At 71.0% G+C, this 21233-nt stretch carries 23 protein-coding genes; 13 read left to right on the top strand and 10 right to left on the bottom strand.

The genetic code is table 11. The features are described from left to right. Window positions 1-14: 14 nt before the first annotated feature. From AB0I22_RS04640 to AB0I22_RS04655, 4 genes are all read left to right on the top strand, one after another. A complete protein-coding gene (locus AB0I22_RS04640) occupies window positions 15-1145 on the top strand; it encodes an NAD(P)/FAD-dependent oxidoreductase (protein WP_363129159.1) in 1131 nt (376 codons plus the stop codon). Window positions 1146-1296: 151 nt separating this feature from the next. Continuing rightward, window positions 1297-2850: an FAD-dependent oxidoreductase gene (locus AB0I22_RS04645; RefSeq protein WP_363129160.1), complete on the top strand. Its 1554-nt coding sequence runs from the start codon at window positions 1297-1299 to the stop codon at window positions 2848-2850. A 128-nt stretch (window positions 2851-2978) separates the two neighbouring features. Beyond that, complete coding sequence (locus AB0I22_RS04650; RefSeq protein ID WP_363129161.1) at window positions 2979-3641, top strand: SGNH/GDSL hydrolase family protein; 663 nt, start codon at window positions 2979-2981, stop codon at window positions 3639-3641. A gap of 228 nt (window positions 3642-3869) precedes the next feature. After that, complete coding sequence (locus AB0I22_RS04655; protein ID WP_363129162.1) at window positions 3870-4988, top strand: serine hydrolase domain-containing protein; 1119 nt, start codon at window positions 3870-3872, stop codon at window positions 4986-4988. 69 nt (window positions 4989-5057) lie between these two features. On the opposite strand, the gene AB0I22_RS04660 is transcribed toward AB0I22_RS04655, so the two are convergent. After that, entirely contained in the window at window positions 5058-5432 is a 375-nt protein-coding gene (locus AB0I22_RS04660; protein WP_363129163.1) for a hypothetical protein, read from the bottom strand. 14 nt (window positions 5433-5446) lie between these two features. Here AB0I22_RS04660 and AB0I22_RS04665 point away from each other — a divergent pair, with 14 nt between their 5' ends. From AB0I22_RS04665 to AB0I22_RS04685, 5 genes are all read left to right on the top strand, one after another. Further along, entirely contained in the window at window positions 5447-5785 is a 339-nt protein-coding gene (locus tag AB0I22_RS04665) for a hypothetical protein (protein WP_363129164.1), read from the top strand. A gap of 178 nt (window positions 5786-5963) precedes the next feature. Beyond that, entirely contained in the window at window positions 5964-6119 is a 156-nt protein-coding gene (locus tag AB0I22_RS04670; protein ID WP_363129165.1) for a hypothetical protein, read from the top strand. Next, window positions 6116-6703 carry a sigma-70 family RNA polymerase sigma factor gene (locus AB0I22_RS04675; RefSeq protein ID WP_363129166.1) on the top strand — a complete coding sequence of 196 codons (588 nt, stop codon included), beginning with the start codon at window positions 6116-6118 and terminating at the stop codon, window positions 6701-6703. Before AB0I22_RS04670 ends, AB0I22_RS04675 begins: the two co-directional genes overlap by 4 nt. Beyond that, window positions 6684-7469, top strand: coding sequence for a hypothetical protein (locus AB0I22_RS04680; protein WP_363129167.1), 786 nt, complete (start codon window positions 6684-6686; stop codon window positions 7467-7469). The genes AB0I22_RS04675 and AB0I22_RS04680 overlap by 20 nt, the downstream gene beginning before the upstream one ends. 271 nt (window positions 7470-7740) lie before the next feature. Further along, window positions 7741-8406: an NIPSNAP family protein gene (locus AB0I22_RS04685; protein WP_363129168.1), complete on the top strand. Its 666-nt coding sequence runs from the start codon at window positions 7741-7743 to the stop codon at window positions 8404-8406. Between the two features lie 97 nt (window positions 8407-8503). Here AB0I22_RS04685 and AB0I22_RS04690 read toward each other — a convergent pair whose 3' ends face one another. From AB0I22_RS04690 to AB0I22_RS04710, 5 genes are all read right to left on the bottom strand, one after another. Beyond that, window positions 8504-9154, bottom strand: a complete 651-nt coding sequence (locus tag AB0I22_RS04690; protein ID WP_363129169.1) for a helix-turn-helix domain-containing protein — start codon at window positions 9152-9154, stop codon at window positions 8504-8506. Window positions 9155-9353: 199 nt separating this feature from the next. Beyond that, on the bottom strand, window positions 9354-10580 hold the full coding sequence (locus tag AB0I22_RS04695) for a hypothetical protein (RefSeq protein WP_363129170.1): 1227 nt from the start codon (window positions 10578-10580) through the stop codon (window positions 9354-9356). A gap of 248 nt (window positions 10581-10828) precedes the next feature. Continuing rightward, entirely contained in the window at window positions 10829-11728 is a 900-nt protein-coding gene (locus tag AB0I22_RS04700) for an aminoglycoside phosphotransferase family protein (RefSeq protein WP_363129171.1), read from the bottom strand. A gap of 222 nt (window positions 11729-11950) precedes the next feature. Next, entirely contained in the window at window positions 11951-12388 is a 438-nt protein-coding gene (locus AB0I22_RS04705) for an ester cyclase (RefSeq protein WP_363129172.1), read from the bottom strand. Window positions 12389-12651: 263 nt separating this feature from the next. Continuing rightward, the gene (locus AB0I22_RS04710; protein WP_363129173.1) at window positions 12652-13290 is read right to left on the bottom strand and encodes a nucleotidyltransferase family protein; all 639 of its coding nucleotides are present in this window, start codon (window positions 13288-13290) and stop codon (window positions 12652-12654) included. A gap of 154 nt (window positions 13291-13444) precedes the next feature. On the opposite strand from AB0I22_RS04710, the gene AB0I22_RS04715 reads away from it, so the two are divergent. Next, a complete protein-coding gene (locus AB0I22_RS04715) occupies window positions 13445-14194 on the top strand; it encodes an SDR family oxidoreductase (RefSeq protein WP_363129174.1) in 750 nt (249 codons plus the stop codon). A gap of 71 nt (window positions 14195-14265) precedes the next feature. Beyond that, the gene (locus tag AB0I22_RS04720; protein ID WP_363129175.1) at window positions 14266-15093 is read left to right on the top strand and encodes a class I SAM-dependent methyltransferase; all 828 of its coding nucleotides are present in this window, start codon (window positions 14266-14268) and stop codon (window positions 15091-15093) included. 198 nt (window positions 15094-15291) lie between these two features. On the opposite strand, the gene AB0I22_RS04725 is transcribed toward AB0I22_RS04720, so the two are convergent. The 3 genes from AB0I22_RS04725 to AB0I22_RS04735 all read right to left on the bottom strand — a co-directional run bounded on the left by AB0I22_RS04725 (window position 15292) and on the right by AB0I22_RS04735 (window position 19156). Then, window positions 15292-16638: an MFS transporter gene (locus tag AB0I22_RS04725; protein WP_363129176.1), complete on the bottom strand. Its 1347-nt coding sequence runs from the start codon at window positions 16636-16638 to the stop codon at window positions 15292-15294. Next, window positions 16635-18278 carry an AMP-binding protein gene (locus AB0I22_RS04730; RefSeq protein ID WP_363129177.1) on the bottom strand — a complete coding sequence of 548 codons (1644 nt, stop codon included), beginning with the start codon at window positions 18276-18278 and terminating at the stop codon, window positions 16635-16637. The genes AB0I22_RS04725 and AB0I22_RS04730 overlap by 4 nt, the downstream gene beginning before the upstream one ends. 71 nt (window positions 18279-18349) lie before the next feature. Further along, complete coding sequence (locus tag AB0I22_RS04735; protein ID WP_363129178.1) at window positions 18350-19156, bottom strand: enoyl-CoA hydratase/isomerase family protein; 807 nt, start codon at window positions 19154-19156, stop codon at window positions 18350-18352. A 180-nt stretch (window positions 19157-19336) separates the two neighbouring features. Between AB0I22_RS04735 and AB0I22_RS04740 the strand changes: the two genes are divergently transcribed. Together AB0I22_RS04740 and AB0I22_RS04745 are read left to right on the top strand one after the other, a co-directional pair. Beyond that, a complete protein-coding gene (locus AB0I22_RS04740; protein ID WP_363129179.1) occupies window positions 19337-20254 on the top strand; it encodes a LysR substrate-binding domain-containing protein in 918 nt (305 codons plus the stop codon). Window positions 20255-20383: 129 nt separating this feature from the next. Beyond that, the gene (locus AB0I22_RS04745; protein ID WP_363129180.1) at window positions 20384-20617 is read left to right on the top strand and encodes a hypothetical protein; all 234 of its coding nucleotides are present in this window, start codon (window positions 20384-20386) and stop codon (window positions 20615-20617) included. Between the two features lie 166 nt (window positions 20618-20783). Here AB0I22_RS04745 and AB0I22_RS04750 read toward each other — a convergent pair whose 3' ends face one another. Next, entirely contained in the window at window positions 20784-21017 is a 234-nt protein-coding gene (locus tag AB0I22_RS04750; RefSeq protein ID WP_363129181.1) for a hypothetical protein, read from the bottom strand. Window positions 21018-21233: the final 216 nt, after the last annotated feature.

Below are 21233 nucleotides of genomic sequence, written 5' to 3' on the forward strand. Positions count from 1 at the left end.
GAGGAACCACCACCATGAACAGCCCTGTCGCGGTCATCGGCGCCGGAATGGGCGGCCTCACGCTGGCCCGCGTCCTGCACGTACACGGCATCCCGTCCACGGTCTACGAGGCGGAGGTGTCTCCTACGGACCGTACGCAGGGCGGGATGCTCGACATCCACGACTACAACGGCCAACTGGCGCTGCGAGCAGCGGAATTGATGGACGAGTTTCGCGGCATCATCCTGGAGGGCCGCCAGGCGATGCGCATCCTCGACCGGACCGGGAACGTCCTGCTCGACAAGGCGGACGACGGTACGGGCGGCCGACCCGAGGTGCAGCGCGGCGAACTGCGGCGGATTCTGCTCGACTCGCTCCCGGTCGGCACGGTCCGGTGGGGTCATAAGGTCAGCGGCGCCCGTTCCCTCGGCGGAGGACGCCACGAGGTGGTCTTCGCCGACGGCACCAGCGTCACCACGAGCCTGCTGGTCGGCGCGGACGGCGCGTGGTCACAGGTCCGGCCGCTGCTCTCCGACGCCGCACCCGAGTACACCGGGGTGTCGTTCGTCGAGACCTGGCTGTTCGACGCCGACACCCGCCACCCCGCCGCCGCGAAAGCGGTCGGCGACGGGACGATGATCGCGCTCGACCCGAGCGGACAGGAAATCCACGCTCACCGGGAAAGCGGCGGGACCCTGCACACCTACGCGATACTGCCCAAGCCGCAGGAGTGGTTCGCCGATATAGATTTCACCGACTCCACCGACGGCGGCGCGGCTGCCGCGCGGATCGCGGCCGAATTCGACGGCTGGGCGCCGGAACTCACCGCGTTGATCACCGATAGCGATACCGCGCCGACCCTGCGCCCCCGCTACGCGCTGCCGGGCGGACACCGCTGGGACCGGGTGGCGGGGGTGACTCTTCTCGGGGACGCGGCCCACTTGGCGGCCCAGGACGGAGAAGGCGCCAACTTCGCCATGCTGGACGCCGCCGAACTCGGCCAGGCCCTCGCCGCGCACCCCGACGACGTCGAGGCCGCGCTCACCTCGTACGAGCAGGTGATGTTCGCCCGCAGCGCCGCGGCCGCCGCGGAATCCGCGGCAGCCGATAACGCCACGCCCCAGGACGCCATCGATTTCTTCACCCAGGACGAGCGGACCCGATGAACCACGGTATTCGGACGGTGATCCCCTCACCCGGCCGATCCCCGAATTCACGCGCCGATCCGAACGTTGCCATAGCTCTTCGGAAGGGAATCGAGTTCTCGTGCACGCAGGCAGGAACGGCGTGACAGGCATGGCCGACGCAGGAGATGCGGTGGACGTGGCGATCGTGGGCGCCGGCCCGGTCGGTCTCTTCCTGGCCTGCGAACTCGGCCTGGCGGGCTGCTCCGTCCTGGTGCTGGAGCGGGAACCGGATCTTCGCTCCCCCTGGAAAGCACACCCTCTCGGGATGCGCGGCCTGTCCGCCGCGTCGGTCGAGGCGTTCCGCCGCCGCGGGATGCTGGGACGGCTGCTGAGGGCGTCGGGCATCCACGACGCTCCCGACGAGGGCCTCGACACGAATCTCGATACGGACCTCGATACGGACCTCGACGCCGATGAGCCGTCACCTCCACGCAGCGTGGGCCATTTCGCCGGCATGATGCTCGATCCGGCCGACGTCGACGTCGCCGCGCTGCCGTTCCGGCTTCCCGGCCGGGCGACGGAGAGTCTGATGACGCATCTCGAAGCGGTCGAGACGGTGCTGTCCGAGCAAGCGGCCGCGCTCGGCGTGGAGATCAGGCGTGGCGTGCCGGTCACGGCCATCGCCCAGGACGACGAGGGCGTGGTCGTACGGGCCGGCGAGCGGGAATACGCGGCGCGCCGGCTCGTCGGCTGCGACGGCGGACGCAGCACGGTGCGCCGGTCGGCGGGTTTCGAATTCGTCGGCACCGAGCCGCAGTTCACGGGTTACGCCATGCTGGCCACCATCGCCGATCCCGGGAAACTGCGCCCGGGGTTCCAGCTGACGCCGACGGGCATGTACCTCCGGACGGGCGCGGAAGGGTACGTCGGCATGCTGGAATGCGACGGCGGTGCTTTCAACCGCTCTCAGCAGCCGAGTCGCGAACATCTCCAGGCGGTTCTGCGCCGGGTATCCGGCACCGACGTGACACTGAACGATATCCAGCTCGTATCCACCTTCACCGATCGGGCGAAGCAGGCGACGAATTACCGGCGGGGCCGCGTCCTGCTCGCGGGCGACGCCGCTCACATCCACTCCCCTCTTGGCGCACAAGGGCTCAATCTCGGCCTCGGCGATGCCATGAACCTGGGCTGGAAACTCGCCGCGACGGCGCACGGGCACGCGCCGGACGGGCTTCTCGACACCTACACCCATGAGCGGCATCCGGTCGGCGCGGCGGTTCTCGACTGGACGCGCGCCCAGGCGGCGGCCATGCGCCCGGACCCGCACAGCCAGGCGATTCAGCGGGTGATGCGCGATCTGCTCGGGACCCGTGACGGAACGACCTACGCGTTCCAGAGGATATCGGGGGCTTCCCAGCGCTACGACTTCGGCGGCGATCACCCATTGGTCGGCCGCAACGCCCCGGATCTGCGTCTTGAGGACGGTACTCGCGTCGGCGGCTTGATGCGGGACGGGCGCGGCGTCGTGCTGGATTTCAGCGTCGACCAATGCCTGCACGGTTCCGCGATGGGCTGGAAGAGCCAGCTGCGGTACGTAGCCGGTTCGGCGAGAGACGACCTCGGGCTGGGCGCCGTGTTCATCCGGCCCGATGGCGCGGTCGCCTGGGTGGGTGATCGCGAACCTGACCGTGCGGCTTTCGAGCGGGCTGCCGTCCGTTGGTTCGGAAGTCCGGGCGCCTGAAGCCATCAGCCTTTCCGGTACGCAACCACCCACATTGAATTCCCCTCCCCCGACCCCAGCCCACCCGACCCCGACCCCGACCCAATAGCAACCCGAATACCAATCTCAGCCGAATTTCAGGAGTACGCATGACGATCACCATCCGCCCGGGCAGCACCGTGTTGTTCACCGGCGATTCGATCACCGATTGCCAACGGCTGGACAGTGAGGAGGGGCTCGGATTCGGCTATCCGCTCCGCATCGCGGGCGAGTGGGGGCTCCGGCACCCGGACCGGCCCGTGACCTGGCTGAACTCCGGGATCGCGGGCGACAAGGTGATGGATCTCGAAGCCCGATGGCAGAAAGATGTGCTCGACGCGCGCCCCGACGTGGTGTCGATCCTCGTCGGCGTCAACGACGTCGGCTGGCACACGTACGCGCCGGAGGGCTACGTGATCACCGCGGACGAGTACGCGGCAGGCTACGGCCGCCTGCTGGCGCCTCTCGCCGAGGCCGGCGTCGACCTGATCCTCATCGAACCGTTCCTCCTGCCGATCCCCCGCGTCCTGGAGGTCGTCGACTCACTCGTCGGAATAGAGGGCCAGAAGGAGTGGCGCGCCGACCTCGACCCGAAGATCCAGGCCGTACGCGCGCTCGCGCGTGAGTACAACGCGCATCTGCTGGCCGCCGACGGCCTGTTCGCCGAACTCGCCGCGACGACCGGACCGGAGCACTGGGCCGCGGACGGCGTACACCCCACACCGGCCGGTCACGCCGCACTCGCCGCGGCCTGGCTGCGTCTGGTGGCGTGACCAGAACCCGTTCGTGACGTAACCGGGCCCCGCCGCCGTCGGCCCGGCCCGGCCCGGCCCGGCCCGGCCCGGCCCGGCGCGGCGCGGCCCGGGCTCCACGTGGCCACCGCGCTTCGCGGCGCGGCCCGGCGCCAGCCAATGGCCGACCGGTGGCCGGTCAGCAGCGGGCCGGCGCCCCGGCGGAACCAACCCGTCCCCGCATTCATCACTCCTACCAAAGGAGGCATCATGCGATACGGAACCGGTGCCGTCGCGGCCGTGGCGTTCACCGCCTCTCTGGTGACGGCGCCCGCCGCGTCGGCCGACGCGCCGCGGTGCGACCTCAGACCCGTCCGGACGGCGATGAAGGCGCTCGGGGAAGTCGGCGCCTCGGGGATCAGCGTGGCGGTGAAGAGCCCGCGCTGCGGCGAATGGAGCGGCGGCGTCGGCCTCGCCGATCTCGCGACGGGCCGCGCGGTCGGCGGCGGCGAGCACAGCCGGATAGCCAGCAACACCAAGACCTGGACGGCTACGGTCGTGCTCCAGCTCGTCGGCGAGGGCAAGGTCGAGCTCGACGACTCCGTCGACCGCTACCTCCCCGGTCTCGTGCGCAACGAGCGCTACGACGGGCGCAAGATCACGGTCCGGCAGCTCCTGCGGCACACCAGCGGCCTGCCCGACTACCTGGACGCGCCGTTCTGGGACGACCTGGACGCGCACCGCTGGGATCACTTCGACCCTTTGCGGACCGTCGAGCAGGCGCTGGCCCTGCCCCCGCCCGATGACCGGACTCCCGACGGTTTCTCCTACTCCAACACCAACTACAACCTGGCCGGCCTGATCGTCGCGAAGGTCACCGGCCACGGCATCGGTACCGAGATCGAGCAGCGCATCATCAAGCCCCTCGGACTGAGCGGGACCTACTGGCCCGGCGACCGGACCACGCTCCCCGAACCGGATCTGCGAGGTTACGTGGACCGGGACGGCACTCTGGTGGACAGGACGGAGTGGAACACCTCCGCGGCCGACGCGTCGGGGGCGCTGGTCTCCACCGGTCGCGACGTGACCGCTTTCTGGACCGCGCTGCTGTCCGGGAGACTGCTGGCCCCGGCCCAGCTCGCCGAGATGAAGCAGACCGTTCCGGACGGCTCGTCGGGCGAGCGGTACGGCCTGGGCGTGGAGCACTACGAGCGCGTCCCGGGGTTCGTCACCTGGGGCCACAGCGGCTATATGGAGAGCGGCCACAAGGTGAGAAACGCGGTCACCGATGACGGGCGACGGGCGGTGACCTTGCTGATCGGATCGGAGACGTTCGACTCCGACAGGGTGGACGCCATCATGGGCGATCTCATCCGCGACCTCCGCTGACGAGACGTCACCCGGGCAGGAAGCCACCGGAGAGGAAGCCACCGGAGAGGAAGTCCCCGGGGAAGCAGGTCACCCGGGCAGGACCGGTGCCGGACGAGCGGCACTTCCGCCCAGGCGACCCGGCCCGGGCGCGCATGCCGCTGAGGCCGCCAGGAGCAGCAGGGCGTCGTGGTCCCTGCTGCCCGGCGGCGCCTGGTAGATCACCAGGCACTGTCCGCCGCTACGGGGCACGTCGAGAGCCTCGTACGTCAGCGCCATCCGCCCGGCGTGCGGATGCCCGTAGACCTTGCGGCCGTTCGTACGGGCTCGGACGTCGTAGCACCGCCAGAGGCCCGCGAACTCCTCGCTCCGCTCGTCGAGTTCGGCGAGGAGTTCACGGAGTTCCGGAGCCTCGGGGTACGCGGCGTCCACGGCGCGCAGGTGCGCGACCACTCCGCGAGCCACAACCGGGCGGCAGGGTGCAGGAAGGTGCAGCGCGCGGTGGCGCACCGTTCCTCAAGGGGCCGAGCACCGGCTGGACCGCGCCGGCCGCGCTGCTCGCGCTGATCCGGTACGAGCGCGGGCGCACCGACCCGCTGGTGGACGTGGAGATCTTCCGCGACGCCGGGTTCAGCGGGGCCGGACCATGCCCGGCTGACGGCGAACCAAGGCCCCCGGCTGCCACTGCCCTGCTCCTCGCCGCCGCGGACGCGGAGACCGGCGACAGGCTGCTGTTCCCCGCCTGGAACATCACCGGGTGCGGAACCACAAGGAGGCAGCCGCTGCCGCCACCCGAAGGCAGGGCCGCGTTCCACTAGTTGATCACATGGGTAACCGGCGAGTAGCGCTCCGTAAGATTTTACTGTTATCCGATGCACGCTGACGCGCCGGTGAACGCTATTGGTGTCAGAGGGCTCGAAAGCCCTTCGGTGCTGAACGGGGAGGCACCGCCGGTGACAACTGGAGGGGACTCCAAGGTCCGTGAATGTTCATCTCGTGCGTGACTGGGCTGTGGCCTTGGTCGCGATGCGCGTGATCGGCGCTGATGTACGGATGCTGCTGCGACGGCTCGCCGCCGTCTCGGTACGGGCGGGCGCCAGTGAACTGGCCCGCGCCGAGGCCCGCGAGCGTGGCGGCAGGAGGCTGCGGTGAGCGACGACCCCGACGGCTACCTCGGCCGGCAGCACCCCGGCGTGGTCGCGATTCCCGGCCTGCCCGCCGATTTCCAGGCCTTCCACCAGCTCTACCGCGGCGCCTACGTCCGCTGGTCGGAGCTCTACCTGGGCTCCCGGCACGACGCGGAGGAAGCCGTCGACCAGGCCTTCGAGCAGCTGTGCATCCAGTGGCCGCTGGTGCTCAGGCAGCCGGTGGCCGAGGCGTACGCGTGGAAGGTGGTCAAGAACCGCACCATCGACTTCGCCCGGGCCCGCGGCCGGCGCCCGGTCGTCGTCGACTTCGCCGCGTTCGAGACCCACACCCTGCACACGGTCATCGACCCGATCGGCGCGCTCGAAGACTCCCTGGCGCTCTACCAGGCCATCGGAACCCTGCCCGAGCGGCAGCGCGACGTCATGCTGCTGCGCTACAGCCTGGACTACAGCACCGCGGAGACCGCCCGCACCCTCGGAATCACCGAGGCCGGAGTCCGCTCCACCGCCCGGTACGCGCGGCGCAGGCTCCGCCAGGAGCTGGGGCTGCTTGAGGAAGGAGCCGACGATGCCCGCCTCGAAGACTGACCAGGCATTGGCCGAGAAACTGGCGACGGCGCGGCTGCGGTCCGCCCCGTACACGGCGCAGGAAGTCGCGGCCGGCGAGGCCCGGGTGGCCGCGCGGCTGGCCGACCAGCTGCTGCGCGGCGCGCTCTCCTTCGACGACGCCCTCCAGCCCGCGGTCCGGCTGGAGGAGGCGTTCGGCCGGCCGCCGCGCGGCAGCGACCGGGAGCAGGCCGAGGCGCGGCAGATGCGGGAGGCCGCCGAGGACCTGCGGCGGCTGTGCCGGCTGGTGGTCGGCCAGCCCGAGGCGCTGCATCAGATGACCATGTTCATCGGGGCGGCCCGCCTCCCGGAGCCGGCCGGCGCGAGGGTGCTGGCCTGCGTCCTGCAACTGGCCGGGCGGGAGGACAGCGCCCGCTTCTGGTGGCAGTACGCGGCCGGCGCCGGCGACACCTCCGCCTCGTACTGCCTCTTCCTGCACCACATGGCACTGGCCGAAGTGCACGAGGCCGCCTGGTGGCACGCGCAGGCCGACGCCGACGCCAATGCCGACGCGGCCACGGTCGCCGACCGGGCGGGGCACCGCCGGACCGGCGTCGCCGGCGCGTACGACACCGTCGTCACCTGGGGAATCGACCTGGAGGTCGTCATGGACGGCTGCCCGGCCCCCACCGCCACCGAGGCCGTCGTCTGCTATGTCACCAACGCGGTCGAGTACGTCGACGAAGTCGACCTCCCCCTGCCCACCCCCGGCTTCGCCGAACGGATCGAGGAACTGACCACTACCTGACATCGGTCGGTGGAACGGGAGGCCCCGCACCTGCGCGGGCGACGCCGGCCCCTCGCCCCGCGTTCGGGGGCGAGCGCCTCCCCGAACTGCCGACCGTACGCACGGCGCGACGGCGAGCTGGAATCACGATGCCCGGCTCTGGCGGGGAACACGTCCCCGGCCAGGGGTTGTTCACGGTGACGGACGTGACGACTCTGCCGGCACAACGCCGGTCACGGCGCGCTGAAGAGGAGCCGGAGAGCGTGCAGAGGACGAGAGGAGCAGCACAGCGATGACACAGCCCGTGCCGATCAGCGGGGAAGACGTCGGCCAGGAGCAGCAGAACATCCGGTACGAACTGACGACCCTGGCTTTCCGCCTGCTCGACGGCGAGCGGGCGGCCGCCGGTATCGAGCCGTGGGTCAACAGCCCTGACGCGCAGGGCAGGTTCCTCGGCTGCTGGCAGACGGAGAACGGTCCGCTCGGGCGCATCCTCGTCCTGCGCGCCTTCACCGACGACGCGGAACTGGCGCGGGAGCGGATGCGGGCGCGCGCCGGCGACCGGCCGTTCGGCGCCGGTGATCACCTGACGGATCTGACGATGCAGAGCTTCGCGCCGTTCCCCTTCGTACCGCCGGTGCGTACGGGCGAGTTCGGGCCGGTGTACGAGATCCGCGACTACCACCTCCGGCCCGGCGGCCTGCCCGCGACGATCGCGGGCTGGCGAAAGGCGCTGCCGGGAAGGCACCGCGTCGACCCGCTGACCGTGGTGATGTACGCGCTGGACGGCCCCGACCGCATCATCCAGATCTGGCCGTTCAAGAGCCTCGACGAGCGTGTCGCCCTCCGCCAGGACCTCTACGCGACCGGGCAGTGGCCGCCGCCCGGCGCTCCGGAGCAGATCCTCGAAGCGACCTCGTTGATCGCCTGGCCGACGCCGTTCTCTCCCCTCACCTGAAGCCGCCCGCTTCCGGCGGCCTGCGGTGACCGTACGGACGGAGGGCGCCCCGCGTGTCGCGGCCGTCCGCAGCCGAGCCCGGAGGGAGGACAGGCGGTCAGCGCGCGCCGTACGCGCGGATGAAGGTGTGGACTCCGTCGATCATGATGCGGCGGGTTCGTTGCGGATCGACCTTGGCGGGGATCGGCTGGCGTTCGTAGGCCAGCAGCACGGTCAGCGCGAGGAACTGGGAGACGGCCACGCGCGGGTCGTCCATGTCCAGGAGCCCGGCATCGGCGAAGAGGGCGATGCGTTCCATGAACACTTCCTCGACCGCCGCCGTCGCGATGTCGTCGTCGGTCATCGGCGTCCGCAGGCGCTCCTGCGCGACGAGGGCGAACCCGGCGGCGTAGTCGGCGGAGCCGACGATCGAGGCGCCGAGGTCGACGGCCAGAGCGGTGAGCGCCTCTTCCAGCCGCGGCACCGTCGTGATCCGCGCGTCCTTCGGGAGGTGCTCTTCGAGCGCCCGGCACGCAGTGTCCGCGAGCGACTGGGACACGTCGGCGAGGATGGCCACGAAGAGGCTCCGCTTGTCACCGAAGTAGTCGTACACGGTGCGCTTGGACACCCCGGCCAGGGCCGCGATGGCATCCATGCTGGCACGGTCCACCCCCTGCCGTACGAACAGTTCGCGAGCGGCCGCGAGGATCGCGGCCCGCTTCTGCGCCGACCCTTCGCGGACCGTCTTTTCCATTCCCGCAGCGCTCATCTGAAACCTCCGCGGGCAGCCTACACCGAGCAGTGCAGTGCCCGTCCCCGCCCAGTGCGGACCCGTCGCCGCCGCGTTTCCGGCGAACGGAGGACAGCGGGGACGTCCCTCGAACAGCCGCTCGGCCGGCCGCGACGGTCGTGGGCGTCACGCTGACAGGGCGACAACACGTGGGGTACAAGGGCACTGCTCCAGACCTCTATCGGGGTCGGCTGTAGCGGAGGGAAGCGTGGCCGGCCGAGACTGATCCGCCGACGTCGCCGATGAGCGCGCAGACGATGGCGTCACGGGCGTCGGGCGACTGCCGGTGGGAGTGGAAGGCCTCGTCGAGGAGGGCGAAGACGGAGACGCCGGCCAGGGTTCCCACGGTCGAGCTGATGCTGTGCACCGCGGCGCCGGGCGCGCCGAGTCCGGCGGCGACCTCGGCGAGCATGCGGGGGTTGGATTCGTGGAGGCAGAGCCGGTGCAGCTCGTCGAACGTGTCCAGTTGCAGCGCGGCGAGTCCGCGCCGCGCCGCGAGGGGGACGTGGGTGCGGTAGGTGGCGCCGACGCCGCGTGCTCTGATGACCATGTGGGGGGTGTTCTGGTCGGGCGGCATGGTCACGCGCCAGTCCTCCGTGACCGGCTCGGCCCCGTAGTCCTCGATGACCCAGTCCCCACCATCGCGGTCCGGGTGTCCCAGAACGATGGCGCCCGCTCCTTCTCCGAAGATCGCCGGGAAGAGCCACTGGTCGAGGTCCTCGTTCTGCGGGGCGGGGAGGGGTCTGCGGGTGTGGGCGATGGCGGACAGGTCGTTGCTCGCGGTGAGGAAGACCAGGGCGTTCTCGTCGTTCCGGGCGGCCGCGTGGTGCAGGAGGTACTGGGCGTAGTCCAGGGCTTCGAACAGCCCCGCGCACCCGGACAGGATGTGCAGGGACGACAGGCCGGGCGTGTGCCATCCGACGTCGCGGCGCGCTTCGGCGAGCGCGAACATCAGCCGGTCGTCGCCCGACCAGGACACGTGGATGTGCCCGGCGAGCGTTCCCGGCGGGCTCCCCGGCCGGCGGGAGACGCGGGTGTGGTCGTCCAGGGCCAGGCGCAGCGCCTGGGTCGTCATCGCGTCGATGTCCGGGTTGAACAGGGGATGCGCGGGCCCGGCCGTGCCGCCGCCGGGATCATCTGCCAGAGCCTGGGCCGTCAGGGCGTCGGTGGTGTGTGTCGTCGCGACGGACTCGATGCCCAGCTTCTCCCGGATGAAGGACGCGGGGACGTCCCCGGCCGTGTCCTGGGGCTCCTTCGTGTCCTGGGGCTCCTTCGGGTGACGTTTCGGGGCGATGTCCTCCACGAGTTCGTCAGTGGCGACCAGACGGCCGAAGGCCCGGCCCGCCGGGCCGTACCCGGCCGTGACGGCGCGTGCGCTCTTGATGGCGAGAGAACCCGCAGACACCGCCGCTCTCCTCACATCAGGGGACAGAACGGACATCGCGCTCGGACTCAGCATGCCGCGCGGGGGCGGCGCCCGCACCTGCGGCCACACCGGGAAGCCGGGGACGCTCTGCGGGCAGGCCGTGCCACGGGCCGTGCTCGCCGGGGCGGGAAGGCTGACGGGGGTCGGGTGCCGCACAGCGGAGGTCGAATGTGCCGGTGCCGGTGTGGCCGCAGGACGAGGAGCTTGTTGTCGGTGGTTCCGGCCGCTCAGCCGATGAGGGCCGCGGTGATCTGACGGGTGGTCTGCGCGGCGATGCGGGGGTTGCCTGCGGCGTAGCAGGTATAGGCGTTCAGGGCCGTGGCCAGCGCCCAGCCGCGGCCCCGGAGCCAGGTGGCGTCGTCCACGCCGAGCGCGGCTCGGAAGGCGGCCCGGCTCCCGGCCGACATCAGGGTGAAGGCGATCATCAGGTCGCAGGCCGGGTCGCCGACGCCGAGTCCGCCGAAGTCGATGACCGCGCTGAGGCGGCCGTCGACGGTCAACAGGTTGCCGGTGTGGAAGTCGCCGTGGAGCCAGACCGGAGGACCGTCCCATCCGGGGGCGCCGATCGCCGCGCCCCACAACTCGGTCATGGCCGCGACGTCGAACTCTCCGGCGACCTCCTCGATGGCGGCCCGCGTAGCCCGGTCCCGCGCGACCAGCGGCCGGACGGTGAGATCCTCCCGGGCTCCCCGGGCCGGAATCTCCTCGGGCTCGAACCGTTGCAGGGCGGTCAGGAACTCGGCCAGTTCGACGGCGGCCGCGGACGAATCGGCCAGTGCCTCGACGGTCGCCACCTCTCCGTCCAGCCAGCGGGAGACCGCCCACGGCCACGGATAACCGAAGCCGGACTCCCCCACCTCCACGGGCACAGGGACCGCCAGGGGCAGGTGCGGGGCGAGCCGGGGCAGCCACTCGGACTCCTTCCCGGCCTGCCCGACGGCATCGATATGACGGGGCAGCCGGACGGACAACTCCTCGCCCAACCGGTAGATCACATGGTCCGAGCCGGCCGGGTCGAGCAGTTCCAGGGGCGCCTCGGCCCACTGCGGGAACTGCGTATCGACCAGGCGTCTGACCAGTGCGGCATCGATCGAGGGGCGGGGGTCCGCGGTTCTCTCGGTCGCCAAGAACAGCTCCTTGAGCCGGCCCGCCCGCGCGGCGAGCAGCAAGGGCCATCACAGTGCGCCGCAGGCCGCCTGTCGACCGGATTTCCCCACCGTCGTCATCCGCTACGGGACGCCGCACGTCGGCTTCTCGAAGAAGACAGCGTGACCGTCTGACCCCAGGGCTCCTGGACGACTGCCGTATCCGTGACCGACGACAAATCCGTTGGCCAGGGCAAAGCTCAGTCAGTCGGCCGCGGGCCAATCCCAGCCGAGTTGGAGGAACATGCCGAGGCGATCGCTGACGGCGCGGATTTCGGCGATCCGGCCGTCCCGGACCGTGAAGATCCAGATCTGCTCGACCTCGAAGGAGCGCCCGGTGGGCTCGGGCATCCGCGAGTGGTGGCCGGTGTGCGTTCCGGAGACCAGCATGCGGGCTGCGACGGTGTCGCCCTCGGCGATCAACTGCTGGGGGGCCGCGTTCAAGACGCCGAAGGCGTCGAGCTGCTGCCGGAACCCGTCGAACGCGGCGCCGGGCTCGTTCGCCTCACCATGAATGATCTTGTTGTGGTCGATCACGTCGGCGGCCAGGTAACGCGGGAAGCCCTCGGCCCTGCGGGAGTTGATCGCGTCGATGAAGCCGGTGACGACCTGCTTGGTAGCGGCCTCCGCTGCTGCGTGCACGGTAAGTCCTCCTTCTTTCTCTCGCCGTATCCCCTTCGAGCGGAGGGCCTGCTTCCGAGCCCGGCCCAGGCCCATTTCTCACTGCGCGCCGGTGACATCGCTCCGACGGGGTGCGTGTTGATCTTCACGGACAGACTTCGCAACGTACGCAGCAGGACCGTGGTCCGCACGGGATTCTCGGCATCGGCGAGCTGCCGGCACGCGGCGCACCCGCGACTACAGGGGCGCGCGGACCTGTCGGCCGGCCCGCGCGGCCGCGCGTCTCAAGACGAAGAAGGCATCAGGCCGGCAGGCCGCGACGGCCAGTCGAGAACGGTCAGCTCAGGCCATTGCTGCTGCCAGCGGGCCGTCTTGGTCTCATACACCTCGCGCGGGGCGAGCACCGGGTTGGGGCGTACGACGAGGTTGAATACGTCAGCGAGGCCGTGCGGCGCATAGACGCGCCACCGGCCGCTCGGCTCCAGTCGCACACCCAGGCAGCACGTGGTCGCGGCGAAGCTGTCGATCGCCGCCTCCGTGGAGGCATGCGGAGCGCACGCGACGCCGAACTTCTGCTCGTACCAGAGGTGGACACGGGCCTCGTTGCGGACCTCGACCTCGACCTCGACCTCCGCCGGCAGCCCGGCGAACGCTTCGCGCGCGGCCTTGATCACCGTGTCCTCCGCCTGCCACGACACGTCACGGTCGTCGAAGTAGAAGACGTCGTAGTCCTTGATTCCGGTGGTGGGCTGCCTGTCCGTGACCACGTTCCAGACGGTCTGGAACAGGCACCCCGCCGTCACGTACCAGTCGGGCAGCCCCAGCCCCGCCGTGCGGTTCAGCACCTCCACCAGCACCTCATTACGGGCCAGCGCGGACTTCAGGGCGGCAAACTGCTCGTCGAGCGGGAGGCGACCGATCATTTGCCCATGCCTACCACGTGACCGGTCTGCGACGTCTCCAGCTCTACGGCAAGGACCTCACAGAGAGTCTGATTCTGAAATCATCAGTAAATGGATCAAGGGCGTTCACCGTGCTGGTCCGTCCCCGCCAGGAGCAAACCAAGGAGCGTGCTTCATGTCGTCACCGTCCGCTCGTCCATCGCAGGAGAGCCTGCTCAGCGACCGCGCCGTCGTCCTGATCGGTGGGGGTTCGGGAATCGGGTTGCGCGTGGCTCACCAGGCCGTCGCCGCCGGAGCGCGTGTGGTGTTGGGCGGTCGTACGGCGGAGCGTCTCGCCGCGGCGGCGCGGGAGTTGGGCGGCGGTACGCGGTGGCGGACCGTCGATGTGACCGACGAGGCGTCGCTCGCGGAGTTCTTCGGCGGGCTCGACCAGGTGGATCACCTGTTCACCTCTGCGGCGTCCTACCGCGTCGGCGCGCTGCGGGAGCTCAGTGCGCAGGATGCCGAAAGTCCCTTCGTCTCCAAGTTCTGGGGTCAGTACCACGCGGTGCGGCACGCCGCACCGAAGTTGTCGCCCGACGGGTCGGTCGTGCTCATGGCGGGGGCGGCCGGGGCGCGACCGCCCGGCCCGGCACCGGCCTACGCGGCCTGCAATGCCGCGATCGAGGGGCTGGGCCGCGGGCTCGCCGTGGAACTCGCGCCGGTGCGCGTCAATGTCGTCTCGCCCGGCACCATCGACGGGAATCTCTGGGCCCACCGGCCGGCGCCGGACCGGGAGGCCGCGTTCGCGCAGTACCGCCACGACACCGTGCTGCACCGGCTCGGTACGGAGGACGAGGTGGCGCACGCGGTGCTCTTCCTCTTCACCAACGGTTATACGACCGGGTCGACGCTGTACCCCGACGGCGGATACACCCTGCGCTGACGCGGCGACGCGCCTCGGCTGCCGTTAAACCAGTGGTGTCCCCGTGGACGAGCCTCATAGCTTGCGCACTCGTGACTGATGATCCGCGGACGCACCCGAATCGACATGGCCTCGGCCGGGTGTTCAACGAGGTGCCCGAGCTCTACGACCGGGTCCGGCCGGGGTACCCCGGCGAACTGTTCGCGGACCTTGTCACCCTCACCGGCATGACCGAAAGGTCGTCGGTGGTGGAGGTGGGTTGCGGTACCGGTCAGGCGACGCGCTCGCTGGCAGCGCTCGGATGTTCGGTGACCGCCGTCGAGCCGGGCCCGGGCATGGCCGCACTCGCTCGCCGGCGGCTCGCTTCCCTTCGCAACGCCGAAGTCGAGACGTCGACGTTCGAGGAGTGGGACGACCGCGGTCGACGCTTCGATGTCCTCGTGGCCGCGTCGTCGTGGCACTGGGTCGACCCGTCGATCGGCTGGCGGCGAGCGCACGACGTACTCCATCCCGGAGGCTGGGCGGCACTGCTCGGCCACGTCGTCGTCCGCCGGCCGGGAGAGCCGGAGGTGTATGCCGAGACCGCCGATCTCCACGAGCGGTTCTGCCCCGGAAGCCCCGGCTGGGGTCATCCCCCGCTGGAGGAGGACGTGCGCACCGCCGACGGGGGTTGGGGCCTGGCCGACGGTCCCGGAGGACTGTTCGGCTCGCCGGCCGTGCGCTGGTACCCGACCGTTCAGTGGTTCAACGGGGACGGCTTCGCTGATCACCTTCGCTCGTTGTCGCTGTACCGGAGGCTCGACCGGGATGTCCGCGAACCTCTGCTCGGCGCCATCGCCGAGCGCGTCCGCACGCGGATGGGCGACCGAGCCTCCCGCCGCTACCTGAGTGTCCTGCGCCTCGGACGGCGCACCGAGTAAGGCCGGGGCCGCCCTCTGGACTACCGGCTGCGGCCTGCGTGTCCGCGCTGGGGATTCGGGATTCGCGGCCGCGGGGCGTGCGATGTCTCCGGAAACCGGCACCCGACATCCGGCACCCAGCACCCAGCACCGGTCACCCCCGTACCCCCGTACCCCCGAGACCGTTCGTTCTTCGAGCACGGGGTTCCGGGTCCGCCGTTACTTCTCCAGCACCGTCGTCCGCGTCAGCGGCAGCCGCACTGTCTCGCGGAAGGAGAACAGCACCACCAGGGCCGACACGGCCGCCAGGGCCATCAGGTAGAAGCCGGGGGCGAGTGGCGTGCCCGCCAGGGAGACGAGGCCGGTGGCCACGAACGGTGCGGTGCCGCCGAAGAGCACATACGCGGCCGTGTAGCCGATGGCGGAACCGCTGGCGCGGAGCTGGCTGGGGAACGCCTCGGCCATCGCGGGCACGTTGGACGTACCGATGATCGACACCAGCACCGCGAGGACGGCCGTGCCGATGATGGCCCCCGGCAGCCCGGTGCCGATCAGCCAGAACGCGGGCAGCGTCATCACCGCGAAGCCGCCGCACGCCACGAGCAGCATCGGCTTGCGGCCGAACCGGTCGCTGGCCGCGGCCGCCGCCGGACACGCCGCGCAGTAGGCGAGCATGGCCAGCACGCTCGTCAGCATGGCCTGCGATTTGGTGTAGCCGACCTCCTCCGACATGTACGCGATCATGTAGCTGCTCATGAGGTAGTAGCCGACGGCGTTGGTGATGCTGTAGCCGAACAGCGTCAGTACCTGCCTGCGGCAGACCCGCCAGGCCTCGCGCAGCGGGGCGTCCTGAACGCTGTCGCGTTCCTCCATCGCCCGGAAGACGGGGGTGTCGTCGATCCGGCTGCGCAGGAACAGGCCGATGAATCCGAGCGGACCGGCCAGCAGGAACGGGATGCGCCAGCCCCAGCTCCGCAGCGACCCGTCGTCGAGCGTCGACGTGATCAGGAGCCCGGTGAGCGCTCCGGCCACGGACGCCAGGCCGACGGTCAGCGCCACCACGCACGCGTACCGGGCACGGCGGCCCTCCGGCGCGTACTCCATGATGAACGCCGAGGCGCCGGTGTACTCGCCGCCCGTGGAGAAGCCCTGCATGGCCCGCAGCAGGAAGAGGAGGATCGGGGCGGCGATGCCGAGTGTCGTGTAGCTGGGCAGCAGGCCGATGAGGAGCGTCGAACCGCTCATGCACAGCACGCTCAGCGCCAGCATGCGATTACGGCCGATCCGGTCGCCGTAACGGCCGAAGAACGCCGCGCCGGCCGGCCGGGCGATGAACCCGCCCGCGAAGACGGCCCAGGTCGCGAGCAGCGCCGCGGTCTTGTCGTACTGCGGGAAGAAGAGCCCGGCGATCGTGGCGGACATGATGGCGTAGGCCCCTGAGTCGAACCACTCCACGAAGTTGCCGACGGCCGTCGCCGCGGCGACCTTCCGGTGCACGGACCGTTGGCCGGGGGCCTCCTCGGCGGCGACGGAGGGCGCCGAGGGCGAGTGGTTGTCGATGGTCATGGCCGGCCGTCCTTCCGGGGTGGCGTCACGGCCGCGGGGGCGGCGGAGTCGAGGTCGCGGGCGCGCAGGGCGGCCCGCTGAATCTTGCCGGTGGCCGAGCGGGGCAGTTCGTCGACGAATTCGATCTGCCGGGGGTAGGCGAACTTGGAGTGCGCGGCGCGGGCGAAACGGGTGATGTCCGCGGCCAGGCTCTCATCCGGCTCATGGCCGGGGTTCAGCTCGATCCACGCCTTGACCGCCTGGCCGCGGACGGGGTCGGGAACGCCCACGACTCCGGCGTCGGCGACGGCGGGGTGACGTCGCAGGACTGCCTCCACTTCGTACGGGCCGACACGGTACCCGGACGTCTTGATGACGTCGTCGGTGCGGCCGAGGAACCAGAAGTATCCGTCCTCGTCCATCACGGCCTGGTCCTTGGTCCGGTACCAGGTCCCGCCGAACGACTCGGCGGAAGCCTCGGGCCGCTTCCAGTAGCCCAGCGGGAACTGGGGGTTCGATCCGGCCCGCAGGCAGATCTCGCCGGGCTCCCCGCCGGCGACCTCCTGGCCGTCGGCGTCCAGCAGCGCGACGTCCCACCCGGGCAGCGGGCGGCCCATGGAACCGGGCTTGACCGGCATCCCGGGGAAGTTGCCGAGCAGGGGGTAGGACTCGGTGGAACCGTAGTAGTCCAGCGGCGTGACGCCGAACTCGGACTGGAACCAGTCGATCAGATCGGTGGTGAGCGGTTCGTTCGAGCAGCACACCACCCGCAGCGACTGGGGGTGGCGGCTGCCCGCGTCCGGAACGTCCTGCTTCATCTTGCGCAGGAAGGTCGGGTTGACCAGGGCCGTGGTGACCTTGTTGCGGGCCATGCTCGCCAGCAGCCCTTCGGGGTCGAAGCCGCCGGCGGGCCGGTACACCAGGTGCACGGCGCCCGCCCGCAGCGGGCCCATGAGCTTGGCCATGGACCAGGCCCAGTCGCCGGCGCCGTAGAAGACGTCGCCGGGCCGCAGGTCGTGGCAGTAGTGGAACTCGTTGTGCCCGAGCAGGGTGCGGTGGGCGTGCACGATGCCCTTGGCCTCGCCGGTCGTGCCGGAGGTGTAGAAGATCAGGGCCGGGTCGTCGGCGGCGGTGTCGGCCGTCTCGTACTCCGGCGGGTGCGCGGCGATCGCCGGGTCGTCGACGTTGACGACGACGCCGTCGAATCCCTCCGTCCGGTCCAGGGCGGCCGTCTCGGTGACCAGCACTGCGGCGCCGGAGTCGGCGAGCCGGTAGCGGATGGGCTCGTCGGCCCAGAGAAGGGACATCGTCACCAGGACGGCGCCGGTGCGCAGGACGCCCAGGTAGGTGGCCGGGGTGTCGGGTCGCTGCGGCAGCAGGACCGCGACCCGGTCGCCCTTGCGCACGCCGAGCGCGTGGAGGTGGGCGGCGATCTGCCGCGAACGGTCCTGGATCTGCTGCCAGCGGACCTCCTCGCGGTGGCCGGTGTGGTCTTCGAAGACGAGCGCGAGCCGGTCGCCGGGATGACGGTCGGCGACGTCCGCTGCCATGTTGTACCGGTCCGGGACCTGCCACTGATGGTCATCGACGAGGCGGCGGTAGGCCTGTTCGCCTTCGCCGGAGAGGGCTGCGCCGGGGTGCGGCGATGCGGTGGTCGACATGAGAGTTCCTCTTGTACGCGGGAGCGGGACGGTCGCGGCGGCACCCTGGGGCTACAGCCGGTGCGGTGGGGTCAGCGGCGGCGTCCCGCGAGGAAGCGGGCCATCTCGCGCTGCGGCTCACCGGTGGCGTAGGCGGCGATGTGCACCTTCTTCGCGGCGTCGATCGCTTCGTCGAGACCGGCGTCGTCCAGCTCGCGGAGCCGGCCCTTGGTCAGCGCGAGGGCGCCCGCCGGCAGCTCCGCGAGGCGGGCGGCCTCGGCCAGCGCCTCGGCCTTGACCTGGTCCTCGTCGACGAGGAGGGACAGCAGACCGAGCCGCTGCGCCTCCGCCCCGCCGACGAGCCGGCCGGTGAGGGCGAACTCGGCGGTCTTGGCCCGGCCGAGGATGCCGCGCATGGCCCAGATGCCGGTGATGCTCGGGATGCCGGAGAGCACCTCCGGCTGCCCCATCCGGACGCCGGCGTGGCCGATGCGCAGGTCGGCGAGGAGAGCGAACTGGAAACCGGAACCGGCGGCGACCCCGTTGACGGCGGCGATGACCGGCTTGTCCAGGCCGCGCACGGTGCGGAACAGCAGGCCGAAGTCGTCGATCCACGCCTCGGCGGCCGCGTGGTCGTCGGGGTCGATGGCCGCGGTCTCCGCGAGGTCCTGTCCGGCGCAGAAGGCGCGTCCGGCGCCGGTGAGCACGACCGCGCGGCACTTTTCGTCGCGACCGGTCTCCTGAAGTGCCGCGACGAGCTGGGCGCGCATTTCGCCGGTCCACGCGTTGAGCTTGTCGGGGCGGTTGAGGGTGACCTCGGCGACGTGGACGTCGTCGGGCAGGGAGGTCACCGGGTGGCGGGACACGATGACGGTGCCGGCGGTGCTGTTCTCAGCCATGTGGCAGACCTTTCGGGAGGCATACGGAGGCCACCGGTGCACGTCCGGGGCCAGAGGGGAGGGTGACGGGCCGGTGTCCGGTGGGGAACGTCCCGTGGGCAGCCATGCAAACAGGCGTCGATGTGATCCAGCCAACACCAATGGGGACTGACGGTGATATCGCAGCGATATGGTTCGCTCATGGAGCTCCGTCACCTGCGGTACTTCGCCGTACTCGCCGACGAACTGCACTTCGGCCGGGCCGCGGCGCGGCTGCAAATGGCCCAGCCACCGCTCTCGCAGCGCATCCAGGACCTGGAACGGGAGTTGAACGTCCGGCTCTTCGACCGCACCCGACACCGCGTCCAGCTCACCGAGGCCGGCGCCCTGCTCCTGGAGCACGTACGGCCGGTGCTCGCCGGAGTCGAGGACGCCCGGGACGCGATGCGCAGGATCAGACCCGGCGAGGCGGGCATGCTCCGAGCCGGCGTGCCGCCGGACACCGAGCCGCGGGTGCTGCGCACCCTGACCGCCGAGTTCGCCCTACGGGCGCCGGACGTGCTGCTCGACATCCACGAATTCACGACCGACGAGCAGCTGGCGCGGCTGCGGAACGGCGAACTCGACGCCGGTGTCGTGCGCCACCCTTCCGACACCGTGGGCCTCGAATCCGGCCCCGTCGCCCGACGGGAGCTGGGCGTGGTGCTGCACGCCGACCACGCCGCCGCGGCGGGCGACGGCCCCATCCGGCTGCGCGACCTGAACGGGGCGCCGCTGGTGATCTTTCCCCGGGCGATGGCCCCGCGCCTGTACGACCACATGCTGACCATCTGCCGCGACGAGGGCTACCTCCCGGGCTCCATCCGCCACGCGCGCAACCCGAACTTCGTCCACGGCCTGGTGCTCGCCGGCCGCGGCATCCACCTCAACGAGGCCCCGTCCTCCCCGCTCACCGAGGGGCTGGTGTGGCGGCCGCTGAACGGGACGGCGCTGACGTGGCAGACGTCCGTGGTGTGGGTGCCGAGCCGCCACAACGAGTCGATCGCCGCGTTCGCCGAGGCCGTGCCGAAGGGGCTCGCGGAGGCGGGACACCACTTCGAGCCGGCGGGCACCGAATAGGCCGCTGCTGATGGTTCTCGGACGTCGCGCAGCTCCCGGAAGCCCAAACGGTCAGCGGCCCGCCCGGTACGCGGCCCGGCTCCGCCCTCTCATCCGGCGCTGGCCCTCGCCGCCCCGGCCAGGGGAGCCGTGGCTCTGTCGAACTGGGCCACTCGCATGGCGCCCGACCAGGCGGAGAGCGCGGGCGGGCTCGTGGTCATCGGTGTGCAGTCCGCCATCGCCGGCGGCGCTGCCGCGGGCGGCGTGATGTTCGGCATCGGCGGCACCGTCACCGTATTCACCATTTCCGGCATCGTCCTGGTCGCCTCCGCGCTGCTGATCGTCCTGCGGGTCAAGGCGCCCCGCCACAACGTGGTGAGCTGATTCGCCGACGCGGTCCTGAGGACGGCAGACGGCAGACGGCAGACGGCTGCCACCGGACCTATCGGGGCTCGGTCGCCTCTCCACGGCCTTCGCGCTGGTCATGTGCACCCTCGATCGAGAGCGCAGGACCAGCCGAAGGCCGTCCTCGCGTCCGGCGCGAACCGGATCACGTACTGCGTACGGCTCCGGTCTGGTGGGTTCCGGTGAGCAGCGCTTCGGCGTGTCTACGGAGAGCGGTGACCAGACGGCTGCGGTCGCCGGCGCGCGTGGCGAGCACCACCTGGTTGGGTTCGACTCCGCGCAGCGGGATGGTGGTGAGGCTGGGGCGCAGGCCGGTCGCGTAGTCGAGGGGCGGCCCGATGGCCACGGCCCGTCCGGCGGCGATGAGTTCGTGCCGCAACGGCTCAAGGAGCGCGTGGAGAACGGTTGGACCGGCCAGGGCCGGTGTCCGGTTCCGGTGAAGGCGGGGCTCGCGGGTCAGGGCATGCCGTGAGAGGCGTCGCCGCCTGGGTTCACGCCGGCGGGCCGACCCACCACCGCCTCACCGCTGTCGGCGGGCGTCACCGCGGAACGGCAGCGGTCCGTCCCGGACCGCGCCCGGCGCCACGCGCCCGCG

This window comes from Streptomyces sp. NPDC050610 (genome assembly GCF_040654875.1).
In the GTDB taxonomy this organism is placed as follows: Bacteria; Actinomycetota; Actinomycetes; order Streptomycetales; family Streptomycetaceae; genus Streptomyces.